The sequence below is a fragment of the Cryobacterium sp. AP23 genome (assembly GCF_054075385.1).
The window spans coordinates 364,120-387,552 of the sequence record NZ_CM133415.1 but is presented as its reverse complement, the minus strand read 5'-3'; the positions used below and the strand labels follow the sequence as shown (position 1 = coordinate 387,552).

Here is a 23,433-nt window from a genome sequence, read left to right as displayed (position 1 = left end):
AGCGTCAGGTCAGGCCAGGGCCTGCGCGACGCGACGCACTTCGGCCTTCCGGCCGGCGAGTAGGGCGTCGATGGGGGGCACACCGAGGCTGTCGTCCACCTCGAGCAGCCATTCCATGGCCTGCTCGTCGGTGAACCCGTCGTCGGAGAGCACGATCAGGGTGCCGCGGAGCTCACCGACCGGCGACCCGTCCCGGATGAAGGAGGACGGCACGCTCAGCCGACCGTCCCGGCGCACGGCGAGGAGGTGCTTGTCTTCGATCAGCTGCCGGACCCGGCTCTGGCTGATGCCCAGCACCTCGACGAGGTCGGGGATCGCGAGCCAGGCGGGGCCGGATGCTGCGGCGCCGGCAGCCGAGGCTGCGGAGGTGTCGGTGGAGGAAGCGGAATGCGTTTGAGCGGAAGACGAATCGGTCACCTTCCAAGCCTCCCACGATTGGGCGATCACGACAAACCCCTCATCGCAACGGTGAATCGGCGGATTATGCGGCAATTCGGGCCGATTCCGGGAGGTATCGGGCGGCCCTCCCGCGTGGTTAATTGACTCGGCATATCATCTGTGTCAGCGTTGAGGACGTATCAACTATGAAGAGGGTGTGGAATGTCGGTTAGAGCCAGCAAAATCGAAGCGAGGACGGCCCCGGCCGACTCCCCTGTCGAGACGACAAGCTCGCCCGCCGAGGCGGCCCGGCACCGTCCGACCCCGACGGGAGTCCGGCGCTCGCTGGGCGCCGTCGCGAGCATCCCCCTCGTCGTCGTGAGCACCATCGCGATCGTGCTGAACCTCGCCTCACCCGCCCAGGCCGCGACGGCGCTGAAGAAGCCCCTCAAGGCACGCACCACCCTGCCCCAGGCCGTCGCCAAGCCGGTCCAGGCCGTGCAGCCGGTCTCGGCCGTCGCCGCGCCCAGCCAGTACACGGTCGTCGACGGCGACACCGTCAGCGCCATCGCCGGGCGGTTCGGGCTGTCCACGGCCTCCGTCCTGGCCCTGAACGGCCTCGGCTGGTCAGCCGTCATCTTCCCCGGCCAGGTCCTCACCCTCGCCACGACCGAGGTCGCCCCCGCACCGGCGCCCGCGCCGGTCGCGACGGAGATCACCCGGTACACGATCCAGTCCGGCGACACCCTGAGCGGCATCGCCGCGTCCCATGGCGTGTCGACCGCATCCGTCTTCAGTGCGAACGGTCTCGGCCAGAACAGCATCATCTTCCCCGGCCAGGTCATCGTGCTGCCCGCAGCGGGCTCGGCCACCGGCGTCGTCCCCGTGTCCAGCGTCGCCGCGGTCCACGTGACCGCCGTCATCGGCACGGGCGGCGCCCACACCGTCGTCTCCGGTGACACCGTCGACAAGATCGCGGGCGACGCCGGCGTCTCCGTGCAATCCGTGCTCGAGGCCAACGGCCTCGGCTGGTCCAGCATCATCCAGCCCGGCCAGGTCCTCACCATCCCCGGCGCGGCCCCCGTGCTGCAGGCGAGCCCCGCGGTGCTCGTCACGCCCGCCGCCGAGGCCCCGGTCGCCCAGCGCGACACCGTGACGCCCCTCACCTCGGAGATGGCCGGTAACGCCAGCCTCATCATCCGTGTCGGCCGTGAAGCCGGTGCCAGCGACGCTGCCCTCGTCGTGGCCCTCGCCGCCGCCGCCCAGGAGTCGGGCCTGCGCAACATCGACCACGGCGACCGGGACTCCCTCGGCCTCTTCCAGCAGCGCCCGAGCTCCGGCTGGGGAACGCAGGACCAGGTCATGGACGCCGACCGCGCCACCCGCGCCTTCTTCGGCGGACCGGTCAACCCCAACCCCGGCGTCACGCGCGGACTCCTGGACATTCCCGGCTGGGAATCCATGAGCGTCACGCAGGCCGCGCAGGCCGTGCAGATCTCCGCCTACCCCGACCTGTACGCCAATTGGGAGACATCTGCCCGCGGTTGGCTCGCCCAACTGGGCTGATCCGCCCGGCGGGCACGTCGGTGACCGAATCGTTGCCCGCCGCGCTGTTCCCCCTCCAGAGGAACGCCCGAGATTTCCGTAGACTCGACGAGTGACCGATAGCCCCATTGACCCCATGATCGGCCGTCTCATCGACGGCCGCTATCAGGTGCGCTCCCGGATCGCCCGTGGCGGGATGGCCACCGTGTACCTGGCGACGGACTTGCGCCTCGAGCGACGGGTGGCGATCAAGATCATGCACGGCCACCTGGCCGATGACAACGCCTTCCGCAGCCGGTTCATCCAGGAGGCCCGCTCGGCGGCCCGTCTCGCCCACCCCAACGTGGTGAACGTCTTCGACCAGGGCCAGGATGCCGACATCGCCTACCTGGTGATGGAGCACCTGCCCGGCATCACGCTGCGCGACCTGCTCAAGGACTACGGCCGGCTCACTCCCGAGCAGACCATGGACATCCTCGAGGCCGTGCTCTCCGGCCTCGCCGCCGCGCACAAGGCCGGCATCGTGCACCGTGATGTGAAGCCGGAGAACGTGCTCCTGGCCGACGACGGCCGCATCAAGATCGGCGACTTCGGACTGGCCCGCGCCGTGAACAACAACACCGCCACCGGGCAGGCGTTGCTCGGCACCGTGGCGTACCTCTCCCCCGAACTCGTCACCCGCGGCATCGCGGATGCGCGCAGCGACATCTACGCGCTCGGCATCATGACCTACGAGATGCTCACCGGCGAGCAGCCCTACGTGGGCGAGGCGCCGATGCAGGTGGCGTACCAGCACGCCAACGACACCGTGCCGATGCCCAGCCTCGTCGCCCCCGGCGTGCCCGTCGAACTCGACGAGCTCGTGACCTGGGCCACGGCCCGCGACCCCGAAGAACGCCCCCGCGACGCCCGCGTCATGCTTGACCAGCTGCTCGAGGTGGAGAAGCAGGTTCGGCCCGGCGCCGAGACGGCGATGCAATCGACCATGGTGCTGCCACGCACCCTCGGGGCATCCGCCGACGCCGACACCCAGATCATGGGTCGGGGCGCGCTGGCCTCCGCCGGCACGGCCACGACCACGGCGTTCGCGCCGCCGCCGGTGGACGAACCCGATGACGACCCGGTGACCCAGCTGGCTGACACGGCGAAGAAGCGTCGCCGGCGCGGCTACTGGCTCCCACTGTTGATCCTGCTGATCGCCGCCGTGGTCGGAACCGCCGGCTGGTACTTCGGACTGGGCCCTGGCTCGCAGGTCGCGGTCCCCGCCTTGGTCTCCACCACCCCGGAAGACGCCACGGCCCAGCTGGAGGCCATCGGCCTCGAGGCCGAGGCCGGCACGGTGTACAGCACCGAGATCGAATCCGGCCTGGTCGCCGGCACCGACCCCGGCGACGGCAGCCGGGTGCCCAAGGGCAGCACGGTGACCCTCAACGTCTCCCAGGGCCCCCAGCCGATCGTGGTGCCCAAACTGCGCGGGCTCGACGAGGACGCCGCCATCGCGGCCATCAACGACGCGCTCGCTGTGCCCGGCACCGTGGACAAGATGTTCAACGCCGAGTTCGACGACGGCATCGTCTTCTACGCGGCCCGTGCCAGCGACGGCGCCGATGTGTCCGAGGGCGGCGACGCGTTCGAAGGCAGCACGATCAACTACGTCGTCTCCCTTGGCGACGTCATCGACGTGTCGGGCGAGTCACTCGACGACGCCATCGACATCCTCGCCGGGCAGGGCCTCGAGGGCCAGTCAGGCGAAGAACGCTACAGCGACTCCGTGCCGGAGGGCGACGTGATCTCCGCCGCGCCCGGCGCAGCCGGACCCATCCGGGTCGGCTCCCCCATCACCCTCACGGTCTCCCGTGGGCCGGAACCGGTCATCGTTCCCGACGTCGTCGGCGTGGGCTGGTCAGAGGCCAAAGAAACCCTGTCAGACCTCGGCTTCAAGCTGAGCTACAACCCGGGGGCCGACGCGATCGCGGCGCTCCTGAGCGTGGAGTCGATGGACCCGGTAGCGGGATCCGCCCTCGCCAAGGGCAGCACGATCACCCTGCAGCCGACCAACCCCTTCGGCTAGCGTCGGCGCCAGCCCTGGCTGGCGCGGCACACACGCACGTCGCGGGGTCTCGACAAGCTCGACCAGCGAGACGGGGACGACCCACAGGAACGTCACGACCCCGTCGACGTGGCTCGACCATCTCGACCATCTCGACCATCTCGTCGGTCAAGCCTGTCGAGACCACGCGAGACGACAAAAGGATGCCGGGCAGCGGCACACACGCACGTCACCAGGTCTCGACAAGCCCGACCAGCGAGACGGGGACGCCCCCTATTTACGCGAGTTGCCCCGGTGCGGACGAGTTGCCCCGGTGGAACGGGGCAGCTCGTCCGCAACGGAGCAGCTGGGTGACGCGGGTGGTACGGGTTAGCGGGCGGCGAGTTCCTCGGCCACCAGGAACGCGAGCTCCAGGGACTGCATGTGGTTCAGGCGCGGGTCGCAGAGCGACTCGTACCGGGTGGCCAGCGCGGCCTCGTCGATGTGCTCCGAACCGCCGAGGCACTCGGTGACATCGTCACCGGTGAGCTCCACGTGGATGCCGCCGGGGTGCGTCCCGACGGAGCGGTGCGCCTCGAAGAAGCCCTTGACCTCGTCGACGACGTCGTCGAACCGACGGGTCTTGTAGCCGGTGGGCGTGGTGACGCCGTTGCCGTGCATCGGGTCGGTGACCCACAGCGGCATCGCGTCGCTGGCCTTCACGGCCTCCAGCAGCGGCGGAAGGGCGTCGCGGATCTTGCCCGCACCCATCCGGGTGATGAAGGTCAGGCGGCCGGGCTCGCGGTTCGGGTCGAGCTTGTCGATCAGGCGCATCATGTCGTCGATCGAGGTGCTCGGGCCGAGCTTGACGCCGATCGGGTTGCGCACCCGAGACAGGAAGTCCACGTGCGCGCCGTCGATCTCCCGGGTGCGTTCGCCGATCCAGACGAAGTGCGCCGAGGTGTTGTACGGCGTGCCGGTGCGGGAGTCGATGCGGGTCATGGGCCGCTCGTAGTCCATCAGCAGGCCTTCGTGGCTGGTGTAGAACTCGGTGCGGCGCATGGCCTCGAAGTCGGCTCCGCAGGCGATCATGAACTTGATCGCGCGGTCGATGTCCTTGGCCAGGCCCTCGTAGCGCTGGTTGGCCGGGTTCTTCGCGAAGCCCTGGTTCCAGCTGTGCACCTGGCGCAGGTCGGCGAAGCCGCCCTGGGTGAAGGCGCGGATGAGATTGAGGGTCGATGCGGACGTGTGGTACGCCTTGACCAGCCGGTCGGGGTCGGCCTCGCGGGACTCCGGGGTGAAGTCGTAACCGTTGACGATGTCGCCGCGGTAGGCCGGCAGCGTCACGTCGCCGCGGGTCTCGAAGTCGCTGGAGCGCGGCTTGGCGAACTGCCCGGCCATGCGGCCCATCTTCACCACGGGCATGGATGCGCCGTAGGTGAGCACAACGGCCATCTGCAGCACGGTCTTGACCCGGTTGCGGATCTGCTCGGCGGTGGCGCCGCTGAAGGTCTCGGCGCAGTCGCCGCCCTGCAGCAGGAACGCCTCGCCGCGAGCGGCCTGGGCCAGGCGGTCACGCAGAATGTCGACCTCGCCGGCGAAAACCAGCGGAGGCTGGGTGGCGAGTTCGGCGGAGGCGGCCGCGACGGCATCGGCATCCGGCCAGGCCGGCTGCTGCTTGATGGGAAGGGTGCGCCAATAGTCCAGTCCGGCGATCACAGCTTTGTCTGCCACTACTACCGGTTCGGTGGGGTCTACCACGGGACTGAGCCTGCTTATCTTCTGGTGGCCTGCGCGGGCGCGGGCCTGGGTGATCTGGATCGGGATGAGCCGGTGCGGCTTGTCCCGACGGGGATATTCGAGCCTAGCGCGAAAGGCTGGCGCGCTTCTCCTTGACGCTGGTGGCGTACACGTCGACGTACTCCTGCGTGCTGAGGCGGCGCAATTCGTACATCAACTCGTCCGTCACGGAGCGCAACACGAACCGGTCGCCCTCCATTCCCTCGAACCGGCTGAAGTCGAGCGGCTTGCCGATCACGATGCCGATGCGGCGCACCTTGGGGATCCGGGTGCCGGTCGGCATGGCCTTCTCGGTGTCGACCATGGCCACCGGTACGACGGGGACACCGGCCTCCAGCAGCATCCGGGCCACGCCGGTGCGGCCGCGGTACATGCGGGCGTCTGGGCTGCGGGTGCCCTCGGGGTAGATCCCGAGCGCTCCCCCGCCGTTCAGCACGGCGAGGCCGGTGTTGAGCGAGTCCTCGGATGCCTTGCCGCCGGAGCGATCGATGGGCAGCTGCCCGGTGGCCTTGAAGAACTGGCGCGTCGCCCAGCCCTTGAGGCCCTTACCGGTGAAGTACTCGCTCTTGGCGAGGAAGACCACCCGGCGCGGCACGACCAGCGGCAGGAACACGGAGTCGATGAAGGACAGGTGGTTGCTGGCCAGGATGACGCCGCCGGTCTTGGGGATGTTGTCGAGCCCGATCACCCAGGGGCGGAAGACCCCGAGCAGGAGCGGGCCGGCCACAATATTCTTCATGAACCAATAGAACATCGGTGTCCTCCCTATCTGCGCTGCCGGGCGGGAACGGCTGTCGCCAGCCTACTCACCGGTGACGTGCCGGCGGGCGAGGTCGGCCGCACCGACCACCCCGGCGTCGTTGACCAGCTCGGCGATGGCGAAGGCGGCCTCGGGGTGGTAACCGCGGGCCGGGAGGTTGTCGAGGTACGCCGCCCGGATGGGGTCCAGCAGCTGGTCTCCGGCCGCGGCCACGCCGCCGCCGAAGACGAACACCTGAGGGTCGAGCACGGCGGCGAGGCTTGCGCAGGCCTGGCCGAGGGAGGCACCCAGCTGGCGCAGGGCGGCAAGCGCCCCGGGGTCGCCGTCCTGGATGAACCGGCCGACGTCCTTGCCGGTGAGCTTGCCACGCTTGGCGCGAGCCGCGGCCAGGCCAAGGCCGATGCCGCCGGCATCCGCGAACTCGTTAGCGATGCGCAGCAGCGCCCGGCCGGAACCGTACTGTTCTATACAGCCGTGCGCGCCGCAGCCGCAGGGCAGCCCGTCGGGCACGACGCGCATGTGGCCGAGCTCGGCGCCCACGCCGAAGCCGCCGCGGAACAGGCGGTCGTTGGAGACGATGGCCCCGCCGACGCCGGTGCCGATGGTGAGGGTGACCATGTCGCTGTACAGGCGGCCGGCCCCGAAGCAGAACTCGGCCCATCCGGCCGCGTTGGCGTCGTTCTCGATCACGATCGGCAGGGACAGCCGCGCCTCGAGCTTCTCGCGCAGGGGTTCGTTGCGCCAGTTGATGTTGGGGGCGTAGTACACGGTGGACTGCGCGGCGTCGATGAACCCGGCGGCGGCGACCCCGGCGGCTATGACGTTCTCGCCGGCGGAGAGGCCCTCGATCATTTCCACGACCGCGTCCTCGATCTCGCGCGGGTCCGCGGCTTCGGTCGGGCGGCGGTCCGATTTGATGATGGTCCCGAACTCGTCGACGAGGGCGCCGGCGATTTTGGTCCCGCCGATGTCAATCCCAATGGCGTGCACGACTGACACCTTTCGTTGGTGGAGCAACTAGCAGTTCTTCTGAGCCGGCAGACACTGGCCGAGGGCGCGCAGCGACCTGAACGACCACGGAGGCACCCCCTAGAGTGTAGTAAGAGACCACGCCGCCGGGAGAATCGACTGCTCGGGTCGATTCAGCGGCTAGAGTGGTCGCACTTACCCGTCCGGTGCCAAAGGAGTTACCGTGAAACAGTTCGATGAGCCCGCCGTCGTCCCCGCCGACCCGAACGCGAACGTCACCGACCTGTTGGTCGACCGGCTCGCCCAGACCCCGGAGCTGGTGCTTTTCTCCCGACCGGACGGCACCAACGGCTGGCTACCGGTCACCACCGCCCAGTTCCACGCCGAGGTCATCGCACTGGCCAAGGGATTCGTCGCCGCCGGCGTGCAGCCCGGCGACAAGATCGGCCTGACCTGCAAGACCCGCTACGAGTGGACGCTGATCGACTTCGCCGTCTGGTTCGCCGGGGCCGTGCTGGTGCCCGTCTACGAGACCAGTTCGCCGAGCCAGATCCAGTGGATCCTCAGCGACTCCGGAGCAACGTCGCTCATCGTGGAGACCGCTGACCACTTCGCCCGCTTCGACGAGGTACACCCCGACCTGCCCGAGGTGGCGACGGTCTGGCAGATCGACCTCGGCGACCTGGGCAAGCTGGCCGCGAAGGGCGTCGACGTTCCGGATGCCGAGATCGAGCGCCGCCGAAACCTGGCCGTCTCCGCCGACATGGCCACCCTCATCTACACGTCGGGCTCCACGGGCCGCCCCAAGGGCTGCGTGCTCAGCCACGGCAACTTCGTGGAGACCAGCCGCAACGCCGGGATCGCGCTCAAGCCCGTCCTCACCGACGAGAAGGGTGCATCCACCCTGCTGTTCATCACGACGGCGCACGTCTTCGCCCGCTTCATCGCGGTGCTCTGCGTGCACGGCGGCGTGCGGGTGGGCCACCAGCCCGACACCCGGCAACTGCTGCCGTCGCTGGGCAGTTTCAAGCCCACCTTCCTTCTGGCCGTGCCCCGGGTGTTCGAGAAGGTCTACAACTCGGCGGAGCAGAAGGCCGAGGCCGGCGGAAAGGGAAAGATCTTCGCCGCGGCGTCGGAGGTCGCGGTCGAGCACTCCAAGCTCGTCGAGCAGAACGCCAAGATCCCGCTGGGGCTCAGGGTCAAGTTCGCCCTGTTCGACCGGTTGGTCTACAGCAAGCTGCGCGCCGCGATGGGCGGCAACGTGAAGTTCGCAGTGTCCGGCTCCGCGCCGCTCGGCGCCCACCTCGGCCACTTCTTCCACAGCCTGGGCATCGTGATCCTGGAGGGCTACGGCCTCACCGAGACCACCGCGCCGGCCACGGTGAACCTGGCCACCAAGGCCAAGATCGGCACTGTCGGCCCGGCGCTGCCCGGCGTGTCCGTGCGGGTCATGGACGACGGCGAGATCGAGGTGAAGGGCGTGAACGTCTTCACCGAGTACTGGCACAACCCCGAGGCCACCGCGGCCACCTTCGATGACGGCTGGCTCAAGACCGGCGACATCGGCAACCTGGACGACGACGGGTTCCTCACCATCACCGGGCGAAAGAAGGAGATCATCGTCACCGCCGGCGGAAAGAACGTCGCACCGGCGGCACTGGAGGACCCGATCCGCGCGAACCCGCTGATCGGCCAGGTGATCGTCGTCGGCGACCAGAAGCCGTTCATCGCAGCGCTGGTCACCCTCGACCCGGAAATGCTGCCGGTCTGGCTGCACAACAACCACGAGGATGCCGCACTGTCGCTGATGGACGCGTCGGTGCACCCGAAGGTGCTCGCCGAGGTGCAGCGCGCCATCGACCACGCCAACGAGTCGGTGTCCCGGGCGGAGTCCATCCGCAAGTTCACGATCCTGCCGATCGAGCTCACCGAGGACGCCGGCTATCTCACGCCGAAGATGAGCATCAAGCGCGACGTGATCCTGCGGGACTTCGCCGCCGACATCCAGAACCTCTACGGGTCCAACCCGATGACGGCCGCCGTGCCCGTGCGGGAGTCGACCGCGCAGGACTGACAACCGGGCACCGAGTTGCCCCGGTGCGGTCGAGTTGCCCCGGCCCGCCGGGGCAATTCGTCCGTCCGGGGGCAACTCGGTGCTAGGGGTAGGGTGCGGGCTAGAACCAGTCGGACTCGCGGACTTCCTTCATCGCCGCGCGCCGGTTCTCCTTGTCGAGCCGGTCCAGGTAGAGCAGCCCGTCCAGGTGGTCGGTCTCGTGCTGCAGCGCCTGCGCCATCAGCCCCGAGCCGGAGACCTCGATCGGCTCGCCGTCGAGGTTGATGCCCGTGACCCGGGCGAACGGGTACCGCTTGGTGGGGTACCAGAGTCCCGGCACCGACAGGCAGCCCTCGTCGACGAGTTCCGGCTCCCCCGACAGTTCGACCACGACCGGGTTGAGGATGTAGCCGATGTCGCCGTCGATGTTGTAGCTGAAGGCGCGCAGGTTCACGCCGATCTGCGACGCCGCCACCCCGGCCCGGCCGGGCAGCATCACGCTGTCGACGAGGTCCTCGACGAGGCCGCGCACCCGGGCGTCGATCGTGCCGATCGGTTCGGAGCGGGTCTTGAGGACGGGATCGCCGAGGAGGCGGATCTGGCGTTCGGGCACGGGGAACTCTCTTCGAAACGGGGCGCCGAAGGGAACTGCGGCGCGCTCTGGTGCGGATGCGGGGTGGTGCGGGCGGTGGCGGGGCTCAGGCGCGGCGCTCGGCCGGCAGTCCCTCCACCACGAGGGCGGCGAGGGTGCGTGAGGCCAGTCGGGTGATGGGCTTGAGGTTCTTGTACGACACCACGCTGCCGGCGGCGAGCTGCGGGTCGTACGGGATGCGCACGATTTCCCGCACGCGCGACCGGAAGTGCGACTCGATCTCCTCGAGCTTGACCAGGTTGGTGCCCTGGGTGGCGGTGTTCAGCGCGACGATGCAGTTGCGCACCAGGTCGCCGTACCCGTTCGCCTCGAGCCAGGTGAGGGTCTCCGACGCCAGCCGGGCCTCGTCGACGCTGCCGCCGGAGACGATGACGATGGAGTCGGCGCGTTGCAGCGTCGCCCGCATCACCGAGTGCACGATGCCGGTGCCGCAGTCGGTGAGCACGATGGAGTAGAACCGGGCGGCGAGGTCGGCGACGACGTTGTAGTCGTTCTCGTCGAACGCTTCGGACAGGAGCGGGTCGGTGTCGCTGGCGAGGATGTCGAGCCGGGTTTCGTCCCGGGACACCAGGGCGGAGAAGTCGGTGAAGCCGCCGATCGAGGCCGCCTTGGTGACGACGTCGCGCACGGTGGACCTGGTCTGCTTGCTGACCCGTTCGCTCAGGGTGCCGCGGTCGGGGTTCGCGTCTACCGCGATGATGCGGTCCTCCCTGGCGTCGGCCAGGGCCATGCCCAGCAGGGCTGTGACGGTGGTCTTACCCACCCCGCCCTTGCGGGTGAGGATTGGCACGAAGCGGGCGCCGCCCTCGAATTCCTTGCGGATGCGTTCGGTCAGGGCGTCGTGGGCGCGCACCGCCGCGGAGTCGCCGAGGTTGATCAGGTGGAAAGAGGCGTTGTAGACGAACCGGTTCCAGGCACCGTTCGGGGCCCGGCGGGTACGCCGGTTCACCTCGAGCAACCGGTCCGAGGTGAGCATCGACGCGGACTCCGGCGCGGGCGTCTCCGTGCGGGTGCGGTCACGCCGACTGGCGGTGGTGGCAGCGGTGGGTCCGGTGTTCAGCGCCTGGGCGGCCGCGGCGGCGTTTGACCGGGCGCGCTGGGGGGTCTGGATCTCGATGGTGTGGGTGCCGGGGTGCGACGTCGCCCGCCGGGCGCCGGCCGGACGGGCGACCTCGCCTCGCGCCGACGCCGGACGGGGACCGCCGTCGTCGCCGTTCGCGCCGAAGCTGTCCGGCAGGGCGGCCGCGAGGTTGTCGTAGGTGTGCGGCGGCAGTTCGCTGTGGTACTCGACGGTGTCGTATTCCACCCCGCTGAACTCACCGGTGCGGGTGCCGTCGGTCCCGGCCCCGGCCCTGGTCGGGGCCGGGGCGAGTTCGCCGTCGCCTTCGTCGTACGGCACGGCGTCGTCTGTACCTTTATCTGACACAGCAGACTCCTCGTCGGGTTCGGCCCGCACGTCGCGGGCCACAAATCAGGGCTCAGCCTAGCGCGGACGCACCACCACGAGCAGGTCACCGGCGTCGACCTGCTGGGTGGCGGGGATCGCCACCCGGTCCACGACGCCCGCGATGGGCGAGGTGATGGCGGCTTCCATCTTCATGGCCTCGATCGACGCCACGCTCTGGCCGGCGACGACGAGATCGCCCTCGGCGACCTGCAGGGTGACGACACCCGAGAACGGGGCGGCAACCTGGCCGGGCTGGTTCGCATCCGCCTTCTCGGCCGCCTTGGTGACCACGGCGATGCTGCGGTCGCGCACGAAGACCGGGCGCAACTGCCCGTTGAGGATGGTCATGACGGTACGCATGCCCTTGTCGTCGGCTTCACCGATCGCCTCGAGCCCGACGTACAGCCGCACACCCTTGTCGATCTCGACCGAGTGCTCGGTGCCCTGGCGCAGGCCGTAGAGGTAGTCGACGGTGTCGACCACCGACAGGTCGCCGAACAGTTCCCGGATCTGCTGGAAGTGGCGGGTCGGCGCGGGGAAGAGCAGCTGGTTGAGCATGCCGCGTCGGGTGGCGCTGTCGGCGCCGAGGGCGGTGCGTTCTTCCTCGGTCAGTTCGGTGGTGCTGACCCGGACGTTGCGGCCCTCGAGCACCTTGCTGCGGAAGGGCTCGGGCCAGCCGCCGGGCAGGTCACCCAGTTCACCGGCCATGAAGCCCACCACGGAATCCGGCACGTCGTACTTGGCCGGGTTGGCCTCGAAGTCGGCCGGGTCGGCGTTGACGGCCGCGAGGTAGAGCGCGAGGTCGCCGACGACCTTGGAGGACGGCGTCACCTTGGGCACGCGGCCGAGGATGCCGTTGGCAGCCGCGTACATGTCCTCGATGAGTTCGAAGTCGTCGGCCAGGCCGAGCGCGATCGCCTGGGTGCGCAGGTTGGACAGCTGCCCGCCCGGGATCTCGTGCTTGTAGACCCGGCCGGTCGGCGCGCGGAGGCCCGATTCGAAGGGGTGATACACCCGGCGGACGTCTTCCCAGTACGGTTCGAGGTCGCAGACGTTCTGCAGCGAGATGCCGGTGTCGCGCTCGGTGTGCGCCAGGGCGGCGACGAGGGACGACGCCGACGGCTGGCTGGTGGTGCCGCCCATCGGGGCGCTGGCCACGTCGACCGCGTCGGCGCCGGCACGGGATGCCGCGAGCAGCGTCGCGAGCTGGCCGCCGGGGGTGTCGTGCGTGTGCACGTGCACCGGCAGGTCGAACCGCTCGCGGAACGCGGCGACGAGCTTCTCGGCCGCGGCCGGGCGCAGCAGTCCGGCCATGTCCTTGATGGCCAGGATGTGCGCGCCGGAGGCCACGATCTGGTCGGCGAGACGCAGGTAGTAGTCGAGGGTGTAGAGGTCCTCGGCCGGGTCGAGCAGGTCGCCGGTGTAACAGACGGCCACCTCGGCCACGCTGTTGCCGGTGTTGAGCACGGCGTCGATGGCCGGGCGCATCTGGTTGACGTCGTTGAGGGCGTCGAAGATGCGGAAGATGTCCACACCGGAGTCGCTGGCCTCGCGGACGAACGCATCCGTCACCTCGGTGGGGTATGGGGTGTAGCCCACCGTGTTGCGGCCGCGCAGCAGCATCTGGATGTTGATGTTGGGCAGGGCCTCGCGGAGGGCGCCGAGGCGCTCCCACGGGTCCTCGCCGAGGAAGCGCAGGGCCACATCGTAGGTGGCGCCGCCCCAGGCCTCGACGGAGAGCAGTTCGGGGGTGAGCCGGGCCACGTGCGGGGCCACGGCGACAAGGTCCTTGGTGCGCACCCGGGTCGCGAGCAGCGACTGGTGGGCGTCACGGAACGTCGTGTCGGTGACGGCGAGGGCGGTCTGCGCGCGCAGGGCGCTGGCGAAACCGACCGGGCCGAGCAGCTGCAGCTTCTGCCGGGACCCGTCCGGCGCGGGCACGGACAGGTCGATCTTCGGCAGCTTCTCCGCCGGGTTCAGCAGCGTCAGCGGCACCCCGTTGGGCTGGTTGACGGTGACGTCGGCCAGCCAGTTGAGGATCTTGGTGCCGCGGTCCTTGGAGGCGCGGCCGCGCAGCAGCTGCGGGCGCTCGTCGATGAAGGAGGTGCTCAGGTCACCGTTGGCGAAGTCGGGGTCCTCGAGCACGGCCTGCAGGAAGGCGATGTTCGTGGAGACGCCGCGGATGCGGAACTCGGCCAGCGCACGCTTGGACCGGGTGACGGCCGAGGCGTAGTCGCGGCCGCGGCAGGTGAGCTTGGCGAGCATCGAGTCGAAGTGCGGGCTGATCTGCGCGCCCGGGTTGATGGTTCCGCCGTCGAGGCGGATGCCGGCGCCGCCGGGTGAACGGTAGGTGGTGATCTTGCCGGTGTCCGGCCGGAAGCCCGCGGTGGGGTCCTCGGTCGTGATGCGGCACTGCAGGGCGAAGCCGCGCAGCTTGATCGAGTCCTGGCTGAGGCCGAGGTCGGCCAGGGTCTCCCCCGCGGCGATGCGGATCTGGGACTGCACGAGGTCGACGTCGGTGACCTCTTCGGTCACCGTGTGCTCCACCTGGATGCGCGGGTTCATCTCGATGAACACGTGCTGGCCGGCGCGCTCACCGACGGTGTCGAGCAGGAACTCGACGGTTCCGGCGTTGACGTAGCCGATCGAGCGGGCGAACGCCACGGCGTCCTTGTGTAGGCGCTGGCGGATCTCCTCCGGCAGGTTCGGGGCCGGCGCGATCTCGATGACCTTCTGGTGGCGGCGCTGCACGGAGCAGTCCCGCTCGAACAGGTGCACGGTCTCGCCGGTGGCATCCGCGAGGATCTGCACCTCGATGTGACGCGGGCGGAGCACGGCCTGCTCGAGGAACATGGTGGGGTCACCGAAGGCGCTGTTGGCCTCGCGCATGGCTTCCTCGAGGGAGCCGCGCAGGTCGGCCATGGTGGCGACGCGTCGCATGCCGCGTCCGCCGCCGCCGGCGACGGCCTTGGCGAAGATCGGGAAGCCGATTTCCTCGGCCGCGGCAATGAGTTCCTCGACGTCGCGCGACGGTGCGCTGGACTTGAGGACCGGGACGCCGGCCGCAATGGCGTGCTCCTTGGCGGTGACCTTGTTGCCGGCCATCTCGAGCACGTGCGAGCCCGGGCCGATGAAGGTGATGCCGGCGGCCTTGGCCGCTTCGGCCAGGTCGGGGTTCTCGGAGAGGAAGCCGTAGCCGGGGTAGATGGCGTCTGCGCCACTCTCCTGGGCTACGCGGATGATCTCGGAGACGTCGAGGTAGGCGCGTACGGGGTGACCCGGTTCGCCGATCTCGTACGCCTCATCGGCCTTCAGCCGGTGCAGCGAGTTGCGGTCTTCAAACGGGAAGACGGCGACAGTTTTCGCTCCCAGTTCATAGGCGGCGCGGAACGCGCGGATGGCTATCTCTCCACGGTTGGCGACGAGGATTTTGGTGAACATAGAGACCTTTCGATCCGGGAGCGGCACACAGCTGACGGTTAGGTTCTCTAAGACTAGTGAAGGTAACGTATCTACTTGTGCACGTACTTAGCGTTAGCTCCCTCAAGGGAGGGGTAGGCAAGACCACGGTAACCCTTGGTCTGGCTTCTGCCGCCTTCGCCCGCGGTGTTCGGACCCTCGTGGTCGACCTCGATCCGCAATCCGATGTCTCAACCGGGCTCGACATCCAGCTCGCCGGCCACCTCAATGTCGCCGACGTGCTGGCTTCGCCGAAGGAGAAAGTCGTGCGCGCCGCTATTGCGCCCAGCGGCTGGACCCGCGGACGCCCCGGCACCATCGACGTCATGATCGGCAGCCCGTCGGCGATCAATTTCGACGGCCCGCACCCCAGCATCCGCGATATCTGGAAGCTCGAGGAAGCCCTCTCCACTGTGGAGAAGGACTACGACCTGGTGCTCATCGACTGCGCGCCGTCGCTGAACGCGCTCACCCGCACAGCCTGGGCCGCGAGCGACCGCGTCGCCGTGGTCACCGAACCGGGCCTGTTCTCCGTCGCCGCCGCCGACCGTGCCCTGCGCGCGATCGAGGAGATCCGCCGTGGCCTCAGCCCCCGGCTGCAGCCGCTGGGCATCATCGTCAACCGGGCCCGCACGGCCTCGCTCGAGCACCAGTTCCGCATCAAGGAACTCCGCGACATGTTCGGCCCGCTCGTGCTCAGCCCGCAGCTGCCCGAGCGCACCAGCCTGCAGCAGGCCCAGGGCGCCGCGAAGCCGCTGCACACCTGGCCCGGCGACAGCGCCCAGGAGATGGCGCACTACTTCGACCAGCTGCTGGACCGCGTCCTCCGCACCGCCCGCATCGGCGAATACGCCGAAGCCCCCACCCGCTAGCTCCCGCTGCACGGCCGCGACACCCACGCACGTAACGCTCGCGGATCCACGGGACGCAACCATCGCTGGTCGAGCCTGTCGAGACCCGGCGAACGGCTCCCGAGACAGTACCGATCAGCGAGGGCGGGGCGCGGCACACACGCACGTCACGGGGTCTCGACAAGCTCGACCAGCGAGGACGGGCGGGCACACACGCACGTCACGGGGTCTCGAACCCCGGGACAGCACCGACCAGCGAACGGGACAGGTTGGCGCTGGGTAGCGCGGGGGTGGAACCGGGGTCAGGAGACCCGGCGGGAGACGCGGCGCACGGCCAGTTCGTCTGCGGGGTCGGTGCTCTGGGTGTCCAGTTCGACGAGGGTGGTTTCCACCTCGCGGAGGACCTTGCCGACGGCGATACCGAAGACACCCTGGCCGCGGCTGACCAGGTCGATGACCTCGTCGTTCGAGGTGCACAGGTAGACGCTGGCGCCGTCGCTCATCAGGGTGGTCTGGGCCAGGTCGTTCACGCCGGATTCGCGGAGCTGGTTCACGGCGGTGCGGATCTGCTGCAGGGAAATACCGGTGTCGAGCAGGCGCTTCACGAGCTTGAGGACGAGGATGTCGCGGAAGCCGTAGAGCCGCTGGGTGCCGGAGCCGGAGGCGCCGCGCACGGTGGGTTCCACGAGTTCGGTGCGGGCCCAGTAGTCGAGCTGGCGGTAGCTGATGCCGGCGGCGCGGGCGGCGACGGCGCCTCGGTAACCCGAGTTCTCGTCCAGCTCCGGCATGCCGTCGGTGAAGAGCAGTCCCTGGCCATACCGCGAGGAGTCGTCTCGGGGATTGAGTTCACTCATACGAAAAAGCCTCTCGGGATGGATGCGAACCTTCAGGCCGCACTTCAACGTTAGCGAGGCCGACGGCCCGAACCCATGACATCCGCTGGAATGACCCGGCGTGTCGAGAGAACCGTGATTCTTCCGAGACCTGGCGCACCATCGTCCGGTGAACCCAGTCGCGAATGTCGTGCGTTGAAACGCCAGTCTACGACCTATTTGGTCAGGCGGCCCAGGGCGGAACGGATCAGACTTCCACGGATGACCTCGAGCTGGCCGGCGATCTCGACGGCCATTTCGGCGGCCTTCGCGCGGCTGGAGGCGTCCTTGCGGCGGGCCAGCGGCACGAGGGCGCTCTCGATCAGTCCCAGTTCGCGTTCGGCGGCACCGCGGAACCCGCGCAGGTGCCGGGGTTCGATGCCGCTCTTCTGCAGGTCGACCAGGGCGCGAAGCACGGAGAGGGCGTCATCGCCGTAGTGCTCGGCGGGCAGGATGATCGAGGACGAGACAGCGTCGTGCAGCAGGGCGCCGGTGGCTCCGGCCTCGCGCAGCAACTCATCGCGGCTGAAGCGGCGCGCCGTGGTGAGCATGGTGGGGCCGGCTTTGCCGCCGCCGGGAAGCACGGGTGAGCGCCCGGCATCCAGGTCGTCGAGGTAGGCCTTGATGACCTTCAGCGGCAGGTAATGGTCGCGCTGCATCGACAGGATCAGGCGCAGCCTGTCGAGGTCGCCGGCGTTGAACTTGCGGTACCCGGACTCCGTGCGTGCCGGCGACACCAACCCTTGCTCCTCGAGGAAGCGCAGCTTGGACGGGGTCAGGTCCGCGAACTCCGGTGTCAACCGGGCCAGGACCTGGCCAATACTGAGGAGTGACGTCGCGCCCGTCGATCGTGCCTGGGCGGAGGACGCCGGCACTAGTCGCTCGCCAGGTGAACGAGGTCGAGCCGCGAGGCGTAGAACGTGAGACGGAACTTGCCGACCTGCACTTCGGAGCCGTCGGTGAGGACGGCGTGATCGATGCGTTCGCCATCGAAGTACGTGCCGTTGAGCGAGCCCAGGTCCTTGACCTGGAACTGGCGCCCGTTGCGATGGAACTCCGCGTGCCGACGGGACACGGTGACGTCATCGAGGAAGATGTCGGCGTTCGGGTGCCGGCCAACGGTCGTGAGGTCCGCATCCAGCAGGAAGCGCGCACCGGAGTTGGGTCCGCGGCGCACCACCAGGAGTGCAGAGCCGGCGGGCAGGGCCGCAATGGCATCCTGCTCCTCGACCGTCACGTTCGAATCGAGAGCCGCCAACGACGCCGCAAACTCCTGGCTGAACGTCATCGTGGTATCGACGTTGCCTGGCGAGTTCTCGGGCGCCACCTTACGCTCGGGTTCTTTCTTGTCGGAATCGACCACCGTGCACCTCCTACCGGTAAATCGTATCGGATCGAACGGGCCTTCAGACGCGCGGCAGCCGAATCACCCGAACCGTTTCAACCGCGTAGATGATGCCGGCCCACCAGTACAGGTACGCGCCCCACAGACCGAAGGCCCACCCGACGGGCTGCGACCACCAGGAAAGCTCGGGGAACGCCTGCCCGAGCATGATCATCGGCAGGGCGTAGAAGAGGCAGAAGGTGGCGACCTTGCCCAGCTGGTGCACCGGAAGCGGGCCGAAACCGTAGTTGGCCAGCACAACGCCCAAGCCCAGCAGGAACACGTCCCGCCCGACGACGATGACGACGATCCACCACGGCACCAGGTCGCGCCAGGCCAGTCCGATCAGCGCGGCGAAGATATACAGCCGGTCGGCGGCGGGGTCGAGCAGTTGGCCCAGCCGGGTGATCTGGTTGAACCGGCGGGCGATCCAGCCGTCCAGGAAGTCGGTGAGGCTGGACACGGCCAGGACCAGCAGCGCCCACGCGTCGGCGCCTTCGATGAGGAGCCAGAGGAAAACCGGGACGAGCGCGAGGCGCATGAAACTGAGCACATTGGGCACCGTCAGTACCCTGGAGCTGAGGTCGGTCGGAGCGGGCCGGGTCACGACACGAGTCTACCGAGGCACCACAATGGGGCCCTCATGCCTCGCGGCGCTCCGCTGCGGTCTCGTCGGTCTGGGCGGCCGGGGCCTTCTTCTTCCTGGGCTTGGCGGAATCGGCGGCGGCGTCCTTCCCGGCCTTCGCGCTCGTGGACGCGGTCGACCTGGTCGGGGATTTAGTCCCGGTCGTTTTGGCCGCGGAGGTCTTGGACGCGGCGGTCTTTGATGCGGGGGCCTTGGATGCGGGGGCCTTTGATGCGGCGGCCTTCTTCTCCGGCGGCGTGTCGGCGGCCTTGCCGGACCGGCTGCGGTCGACACTGCGGCGCAGGGCCTCCATCAGGTCGAGCACCTCTCCCCCGCCGGCCTCGTCCTCCGTCGCTCCGAAGGTGGCCTCGGTGTCGATGGCGTCGCCCTTCTCGAGCTTCTCCTCGATCAGCCGGCGGAGTTGCGCCTGGTACTCGTCGGTGTAGTCGCCGGGCGTGAAGTCGGCGGCGAACGAGTCCACGAGGGCCGAGGAGAGATCCAGTTCCCGGTCGGAGATCTTCACGGTGGTCTCGAGCGCCGGGAACTCGGCGACCCGCACTTCGTCGTCCCAGAGCAGCGTCTGCAGCATCAGCACGTTGTCGCGCACCCGGAGGGCGGCGAGCCGGGTCTTTTGGCGCAGGGCGAAGTGCACGATGGCGGTGCGGTCGGTCTGCTCGAGGGTGCGGCGCAGCAGCACGTATGCCTTGGGCGAGGAGCCGTCCGGTTCGAGGTAGTAGCTGCGGTCGAACATGATCGGGTCGAGCTGGTCGCTCGGCACGAACTCGACCACGTCGATCTCCCGGCTGCGTTCTTCCGGCAGGGACTTGAGGTCGGCATCCGTGATCACCACGGTCTTGTCGCCGTCGGTGAAGGCCTTGTCGATGTGCGCGTAGTCCACGATCTTGCCGCAGACCTCGCAGCGGCGCTGGTAGCGGATGCGCCCGCCGTCCTCGTCGTGCACCTGATGCAACTCGACGTCGTGGTCCTCTGTGGCGCTGTACACCTTGACCGGCACGTTGACCAGCCCAAAGGTGATGGCACCCTTCCAGATCGATCTCATCGCTCTCGCCTCCTCAGTCCAGTACACACCTCGACGCGCTGGTGGGGCTAGGTTTCTGGAGTTAGCTGTGGGTTGGCTGAATGCCACGGTGCGGGAGGCTAGACCGCCGGGTGCGCCGGGAGCAAGCTGGGCACATGAACTCTGGCGAGGTTGCAGGCGGCGGGGGCCCCGCCGCCCAGCGGGAAGTCGTGACCGTCGGCGGCCGCCGTGTCACCCTCACCCACCTCGAGAAGGTGATGTACCCGGAGACCGGCACGACCAAGGCCGACATACTGGGCTACTACGCGGCCGTGTCGGATGCGCTCATCCGGCACGCTCGGGACCGGCCGGCGACCCGGAAACGATGGGTGCACGGGGTGGGCACCGCGGACGAGCCGGGGCAGGTGTTCTTCCAGAAGAACCTGGGCGACGGCACGCCGGAGTGGGTGGTGCGCCGGGAGCTGGCGCACACCTCCCGGGTCACGGTGTACCCGCTGGTCAATGACCTGGCCACGCTGACCTGGCTCGCGCAGATCGGCACCCTCGAGTTGCACGTGCCGCAATGGCGCTTCGACGTCGACGGTCAGCCCGCCCCGCCGGACCGGCTGGTGCTGGACCTCGACCCGGGCGAGGGCGTGGGCCTGGCCGAATGCGCGCAGGTCGCCGGATGGGCGCGGGCGCTGCTGCTGGACATGGGCCTGGACACCGTGCCCGTGACCAGCGGCAGCAAGGGCATCCATTTGTATGCGGCGCTGGAGGGCACCCACAGTTCGGACCAGGTGAGCGAGGTGGCGCACGAACTGGCGCGCGCCCTCGAAGCCGACCACCCCGGGGAGGTGCTCAGCGCCATGACGCGGTCGCTGCGGCCGGGCAAGGTGTTCGTGGACTGGAGCCAGAACAGCGCCAACAAGACCACCATCGCGCCGTACAGCCTGCGCGGCCAGCTGCGGCCGCTGGTGGCCGCCCCGCGCACCTGGCGTGAGCTGGAGGCGCCCGGGCTGGAACAGCTCGACTACCGGCAGGTGCTGAAACGGCTGGAACGTCGCCCCGACCCGCTCGCCGCCGTTGCGGAAGCGATCGAGCGCGGCACCGTGCGCGGCTCGGCGACGACCGGCGAGACCACCGGCGGCGAGGACCGCCTGCACACCTACCGCAGCAAACGCGACGCCCGGCGCACACCCGAACCCGTGCCGGCGGCCTCTCCGGCCCCGGCCGCGGGGATCGGCGGGGCGGCGTTCGTGATCCAGGAGCACCATGCCAGGGCCCTGCACTTCGACCTGCGGCTCGAGCATGACGGGGTGCTGGCGTCGTGGGCCCTGCCCAAGGGAGTGCCGACCGACCCCACCCACAACCACCTCGCAGTGCACACCGAAGACCACCCGATGGAGTACCTCGCATTCGAGGGCGACATTCCGGCAGGGGAATACGGCGCCGGTTCGATGTCGATCTGGGACTCCGGCAGCTATGAGCTGGAGAAGTGGCGCGACGACGAGGTCATCGTCACCCTGCACGGCCAACCGGACGGCGGCCTGGCCGGGATGGTGCGGGAGTTCGCGCTCATCCGCACCGGCGGCGCGGAATCGCGCAACTGGCTGATCCACCTGATGAAGCCCAAACGGGCCGAGCCGGCCAGCGCACCCGAGCAGGTCTCCACCCCGGCGACCGTGCCCGCGGCGGAGACCACCGAGCGCGCTCCCTACTCCCCCATGCTCGCCCGGCCGGGCAGCCTGGCCGAGTTGTCGCCCGATACCGACTGGGCCTACGAGATGAAATGGGACGGCATCCGCATGCTGGCCTACCTCGCCGCCGGCGACGACGGTGAGGTGCGATTCCTCACCCGCAACGGCAACGACGTCACGGCCTCCTTCCCCGAGCTGGTTGACGACCTGCGCCGCGCGGCCGGCCATCAGGCGGCCGTGCTGGATGGTGAGGTCGTGGCGCTGGACCGGCGGAACCGGCCGGATTTCTCGTTGCTGCAGTCCCGGCTCGGGCTCACGGCGGCCGCTGACGTGCGGCGGGCGCAGCGCGGCGCACCGGTGCACTATTTCGCCTTCGACCTGCTGGAGCGCGCCGGGGCGGTGCTGGTGGACCTGTCGTACGCCGACCGGCGCGCGGCGCTGGAGGAGTTCGTCACCGCCGGGGGCACGGTGCAGGTTCCACCGGCCTTCGACGGCGAGGCGGCCGACGTGCTCGCCACCAGCCTGCGGCTGGGCCTGGAGGGAGTGATCGCGAAAGAGAACCGCAGCAGCTACCAGAGCGGGCGCCGCAGCGACCGGTGGGTGAAGATCAAGCACGTGCGGGCGCAGGAGGTCGTGATCGGCGGCTGGCGCACCGGCAAGGGACATCGCGGCGGCACACTGGGATCGCTGCTCGTCGGCGTGCCCGTGCCCCGGCAGCCCGGCGACACGGGTGCACCGCGGTTGCGCTACGCCGGCCGGATCGGCTCCGGCTTCAGCGACCGTGACCTGGCGACGTTGCGTCGCCGGCTCGACGAACTCACCCAGGACGAGAACCCGTTCGACGATGTCCCACCGGCCGACGCGACCGACGCCACCTGGGTGCGGCCCCTGCTGGTGGGCGAGGCGGAGTTCGGCGAGTGGACACCGGCCGGCCGGCTGCGGCACCCGACCTGGCGCGGACTCCGGGTCGACAAGGAGCCGGGCGACGTCGTCGTTGAGGACCCGCCCGAGGCCGCCGACGGGCATCCGGTGCGGGCGGTGCCCGAATGACCACCGCCTCCGCGGCCCTGGTGGTGTGCGCGGCCGCGGCCCTGGTCGCGACCGGCACCTCGTGGCTGCTGTCCGTGCTCACCCGGGAGTACTCCTGGGTCGACCGGTCCTGGTCCCTGCTGCCGCCGCTCTACCTCTGGATCTTCGCGATCGCCGGCGGGGCGGCCGACCCGCGGCTCACCGTCATGGCCGTGCTCGGCACCCTCTGGGGCCTCCGCCTCACCTACAATTTCGCGCGCAAGGGCGGGTACCGGCCCGGCGGGGAGGACTACCGCTGGGCCGCGCTTCGCCGCCGGATGACCCGGCGCCAGTTCGCCCTGTTCAACCTAGCCTTCATCGCGGTCTACCAGAACCTGTTGCTGCTGCTGATCTCGTTGCCGGCCTGGACGGTGCTGCAGCACCCCGGCGCGCCGTTCGGCGCCGCCGACCTCGTCGTCACCGCGGCGTTCCTGGCCGCCCTGGCCGGCGAAACCATCGCCGACCAGCAACAGTGGAACTTCCAACAGCGCCGCGCCGTGCTGCGCGCTCAGGGCGCCGCGGACCCCGGCTTCCTGCGCGACGGCCTGTTCCGGTTCTCCCGGCACCCGAACTACTTCTTCGAGATCCTGCAGTGGTGGCTGATGGCGGGCTTCGGCATGATCGCGGCGGGCACCGCCCTGCAAGCCGGCAGCCTGGGCGCCGTGCTGCTGACGCTGTTGTTCCTCGGCTCGATCGCGTTCACGGAGAGCATCTCGCTGGAGCGGCATCCGGACTACGCCGCCTACCGGCGCGCCGTCTGGCCGCTGATCCCCTGGCTGCCCAAACGGCGCGTCGGGGTCAACCAGCCGTCCGGTTAGAGCAG

18 protein-coding genes are annotated in these 23,433 nt (G+C 69.3%); 6 read left to right on the top strand and 12 right to left on the bottom strand.

Annotated features, from left to right (window positions below; all coding sequences use genetic code 11):
• Nucleotides 1–9 precede the first annotated feature (9 nt).
• The gene (locus ACU5E9_RS01830) at nt 10–315 is read right to left on the bottom strand and encodes an Rv2175c family DNA-binding protein (RefSeq protein ID WP_456813480.1); all 306 of its coding nucleotides are present in this window, start codon (nt 313–315) and stop codon (nt 10–12) included.
• A 285-nt stretch (nt 316–600) separates the two neighbouring features.
• Between ACU5E9_RS01830 and ACU5E9_RS01825 the strand changes: the two genes are divergently transcribed.
• Both ACU5E9_RS01825 and pknB read left to right on the top strand, forming a co-directional pair.
• The gene (locus ACU5E9_RS01825) at nt 601–1,944 is read left to right on the top strand and encodes a LysM peptidoglycan-binding domain-containing protein (RefSeq protein ID WP_456811948.1); all 1,344 of its coding nucleotides are present in this window, start codon (nt 601–603) and stop codon (nt 1,942–1,944) included.
• A gap of 91 nt (nt 1,945–2,035) precedes the next feature.
• A complete protein-coding gene (gene pknB, locus ACU5E9_RS01820) occupies nt 2,036–3,994 on the top strand; it encodes a Stk1 family PASTA domain-containing Ser/Thr kinase (protein WP_456811947.1) in 1,959 nt (652 codons plus the stop codon).
• Nucleotides 3,995–4,342: 348 nt separating this feature from the next.
• Here the strand turns inward: pknB and ACU5E9_RS01815 are convergent, their stop codons facing one another.
• The 3 genes from ACU5E9_RS01815 to ACU5E9_RS01805 form a co-directional block, all read right to left on the bottom strand.
• The gene (locus ACU5E9_RS01815; protein ID WP_456813479.1) at nt 4,343–5,671 is read right to left on the bottom strand and encodes a class II 3-deoxy-7-phosphoheptulonate synthase; all 1,329 of its coding nucleotides are present in this window, start codon (nt 5,669–5,671) and stop codon (nt 4,343–4,345) included.
• A gap of 145 nt (nt 5,672–5,816) precedes the next feature.
• Nucleotides 5,817–6,506: a lysophospholipid acyltransferase family protein gene (locus ACU5E9_RS01810; RefSeq protein ID WP_456811946.1), complete on the bottom strand. Its 690-nt coding sequence runs from the start codon at nt 6,504–6,506 to the stop codon at nt 5,817–5,819.
• A 48-nt stretch (nt 6,507–6,554) separates the two neighbouring features.
• Nucleotides 6,555–7,502 (bottom strand): ROK family glucokinase, encoded by a 948-nt coding sequence (locus ACU5E9_RS01805; RefSeq protein WP_456811945.1) that lies wholly within the window; start codon nt 7,500–7,502, stop codon nt 6,555–6,557.
• 202 nt (nt 7,503–7,704) lie between these two features.
• On the opposite strand from ACU5E9_RS01805, the gene ACU5E9_RS01800 reads away from it, so the two are divergent.
• Nucleotides 7,705–9,555, top strand: a complete 1,851-nt coding sequence (locus ACU5E9_RS01800; RefSeq protein ID WP_456811944.1) for an AMP-dependent synthetase/ligase — start codon at nt 7,705–7,707, stop codon at nt 9,553–9,555.
• A 100-nt stretch (nt 9,556–9,655) separates the two neighbouring features.
• Here the strand turns inward: ACU5E9_RS01800 and def are convergent, their stop codons facing one another.
• From def to ACU5E9_RS01785, 3 genes are all read right to left on the bottom strand, one after another.
• Nucleotides 9,656–10,147, bottom strand: a complete 492-nt coding sequence (gene def / locus ACU5E9_RS01795) for a peptide deformylase (protein WP_456811943.1) — start codon at nt 10,145–10,147, stop codon at nt 9,656–9,658.
• A gap of 85 nt (nt 10,148–10,232) precedes the next feature.
• Nucleotides 10,233–11,612: a MinD/ParA family ATP-binding protein gene (locus ACU5E9_RS01790; RefSeq protein ID WP_456811942.1), complete on the bottom strand. Its 1,380-nt coding sequence runs from the start codon at nt 11,610–11,612 to the stop codon at nt 10,233–10,235.
• Nucleotides 11,613–11,669: 57 nt separating this feature from the next.
• The gene (locus ACU5E9_RS01785; protein ID WP_456811941.1) at nt 11,670–15,074 is read right to left on the bottom strand and encodes a pyruvate carboxylase; all 3,405 of its coding nucleotides are present in this window, start codon (nt 15,072–15,074) and stop codon (nt 11,670–11,672) included.
• Between the two features lie 77 nt (nt 15,075–15,151).
• Between ACU5E9_RS01785 and ACU5E9_RS01780 the strand changes: the two genes are divergently transcribed.
• The gene (locus ACU5E9_RS01780) at nt 15,152–15,964 is read left to right on the top strand and encodes a ParA family protein (RefSeq protein ID WP_456811940.1); all 813 of its coding nucleotides are present in this window, start codon (nt 15,152–15,154) and stop codon (nt 15,962–15,964) included.
• Between the two features lie 281 nt (nt 15,965–16,245).
• On the opposite strand, the gene ACU5E9_RS01775 is transcribed toward ACU5E9_RS01780, so the two are convergent.
• The 5 genes from ACU5E9_RS01775 to ku form a co-directional block, all read right to left on the bottom strand.
• Entirely contained in the window at nt 16,246–16,797 is a 552-nt protein-coding gene (locus tag ACU5E9_RS01775; protein WP_456811939.1) for a MerR family transcriptional regulator, read from the bottom strand.
• A 194-nt stretch (nt 16,798–16,991) separates the two neighbouring features.
• Nucleotides 16,992–17,690: a transcriptional regulator FtsR gene (ftsR, locus tag ACU5E9_RS01770; RefSeq protein WP_456811938.1), complete on the bottom strand. Its 699-nt coding sequence runs from the start codon at nt 17,688–17,690 to the stop codon at nt 16,992–16,994.
• Nucleotides 17,690–18,103, bottom strand: coding sequence for an FHA domain-containing protein (locus ACU5E9_RS01765; protein WP_456813478.1), 414 nt, complete (start codon nt 18,101–18,103; stop codon nt 17,690–17,692). Before ACU5E9_RS01765 ends, ftsR begins: the two co-directional genes overlap by 1 nt.
• 118 nt (nt 18,104–18,221) lie before the next feature.
• The gene (locus tag ACU5E9_RS01760) at nt 18,222–18,806 is read right to left on the bottom strand and encodes a CDP-alcohol phosphatidyltransferase family protein (RefSeq protein WP_456811937.1); all 585 of its coding nucleotides are present in this window, start codon (nt 18,804–18,806) and stop codon (nt 18,222–18,224) included.
• Between the two features lie 34 nt (nt 18,807–18,840).
• Entirely contained in the window at nt 18,841–19,884 is a 1,044-nt protein-coding gene (gene ku, locus ACU5E9_RS01755; RefSeq protein WP_456811936.1) for a non-homologous end joining protein Ku, read from the bottom strand.
• Between the two features lie 134 nt (nt 19,885–20,018).
• Here ku and ACU5E9_RS01750 point away from each other — a divergent pair, with 134 nt between their 5' ends.
• Nucleotides 20,019–22,592 (top strand): ATP-dependent DNA ligase, encoded by a 2,574-nt coding sequence (locus tag ACU5E9_RS01750; RefSeq protein WP_456811935.1) that lies wholly within the window; start codon nt 20,019–20,021, stop codon nt 22,590–22,592.
• On the top strand, nt 22,589–23,428 hold the full coding sequence (locus tag ACU5E9_RS01745; RefSeq protein ID WP_456811934.1) for a DUF1295 domain-containing protein: 840 nt from the start codon (nt 22,589–22,591) through the stop codon (nt 23,426–23,428). The genes ACU5E9_RS01750 and ACU5E9_RS01745 overlap by 4 nt, the downstream gene beginning before the upstream one ends.
• Nucleotides 23,429–23,433 lie beyond the last annotated feature (5 nt).

Excerpts from the sequence above, each read along its gene's own strand:
- ACU5E9_RS01825 (WP_456811948.1), top strand. The coding sequence starts at position 601 with ATGTCGGTTAGAGCCAGCAAAATCGAAGCGAGGACGGCCCCGGCCGAC.
- ACU5E9_RS01810 (WP_456811946.1), bottom strand. The coding sequence starts at position 6,506 with ATGTTCTATTGGTTCATGAAGAATATTGTGGCCGGCCCGCTCCTGCTC.
- ACU5E9_RS01785 (WP_456811941.1), bottom strand. The coding sequence starts at position 15,074 with ATGTTCACCAAAATCCTCGTCGCCAACCGTGGAGAGATAGCCATCCGC.
- ACU5E9_RS01775 (WP_456811939.1), bottom strand. The coding sequence starts at position 16,797 with ATGAGTGAACTCAATCCCCGAGACGACTCCTCGCGGTATGGCCAGGGA.
- ACU5E9_RS01765 (WP_456813478.1), bottom strand. The coding sequence starts at position 18,103 with ATGACGTTCAGCCAGGAGTTTGCGGCGTCGTTGGCGGCTCTCGATTCG.
- ku (WP_456811936.1), bottom strand. The coding sequence starts at position 19,884 with ATGAGATCGATCTGGAAGGGTGCCATCACCTTTGGGCTGGTCAACGTG.
- ACU5E9_RS01750 (WP_456811935.1), top strand. The coding sequence starts at position 20,019 with ATGAACTCTGGCGAGGTTGCAGGCGGCGGGGGCCCCGCCGCCCAGCGG.
- ACU5E9_RS01745 (WP_456811934.1), top strand. The coding sequence starts at position 22,589 with ATGACCACCGCCTCCGCGGCCCTGGTGGTGTGCGCGGCCGCGGCCCTG.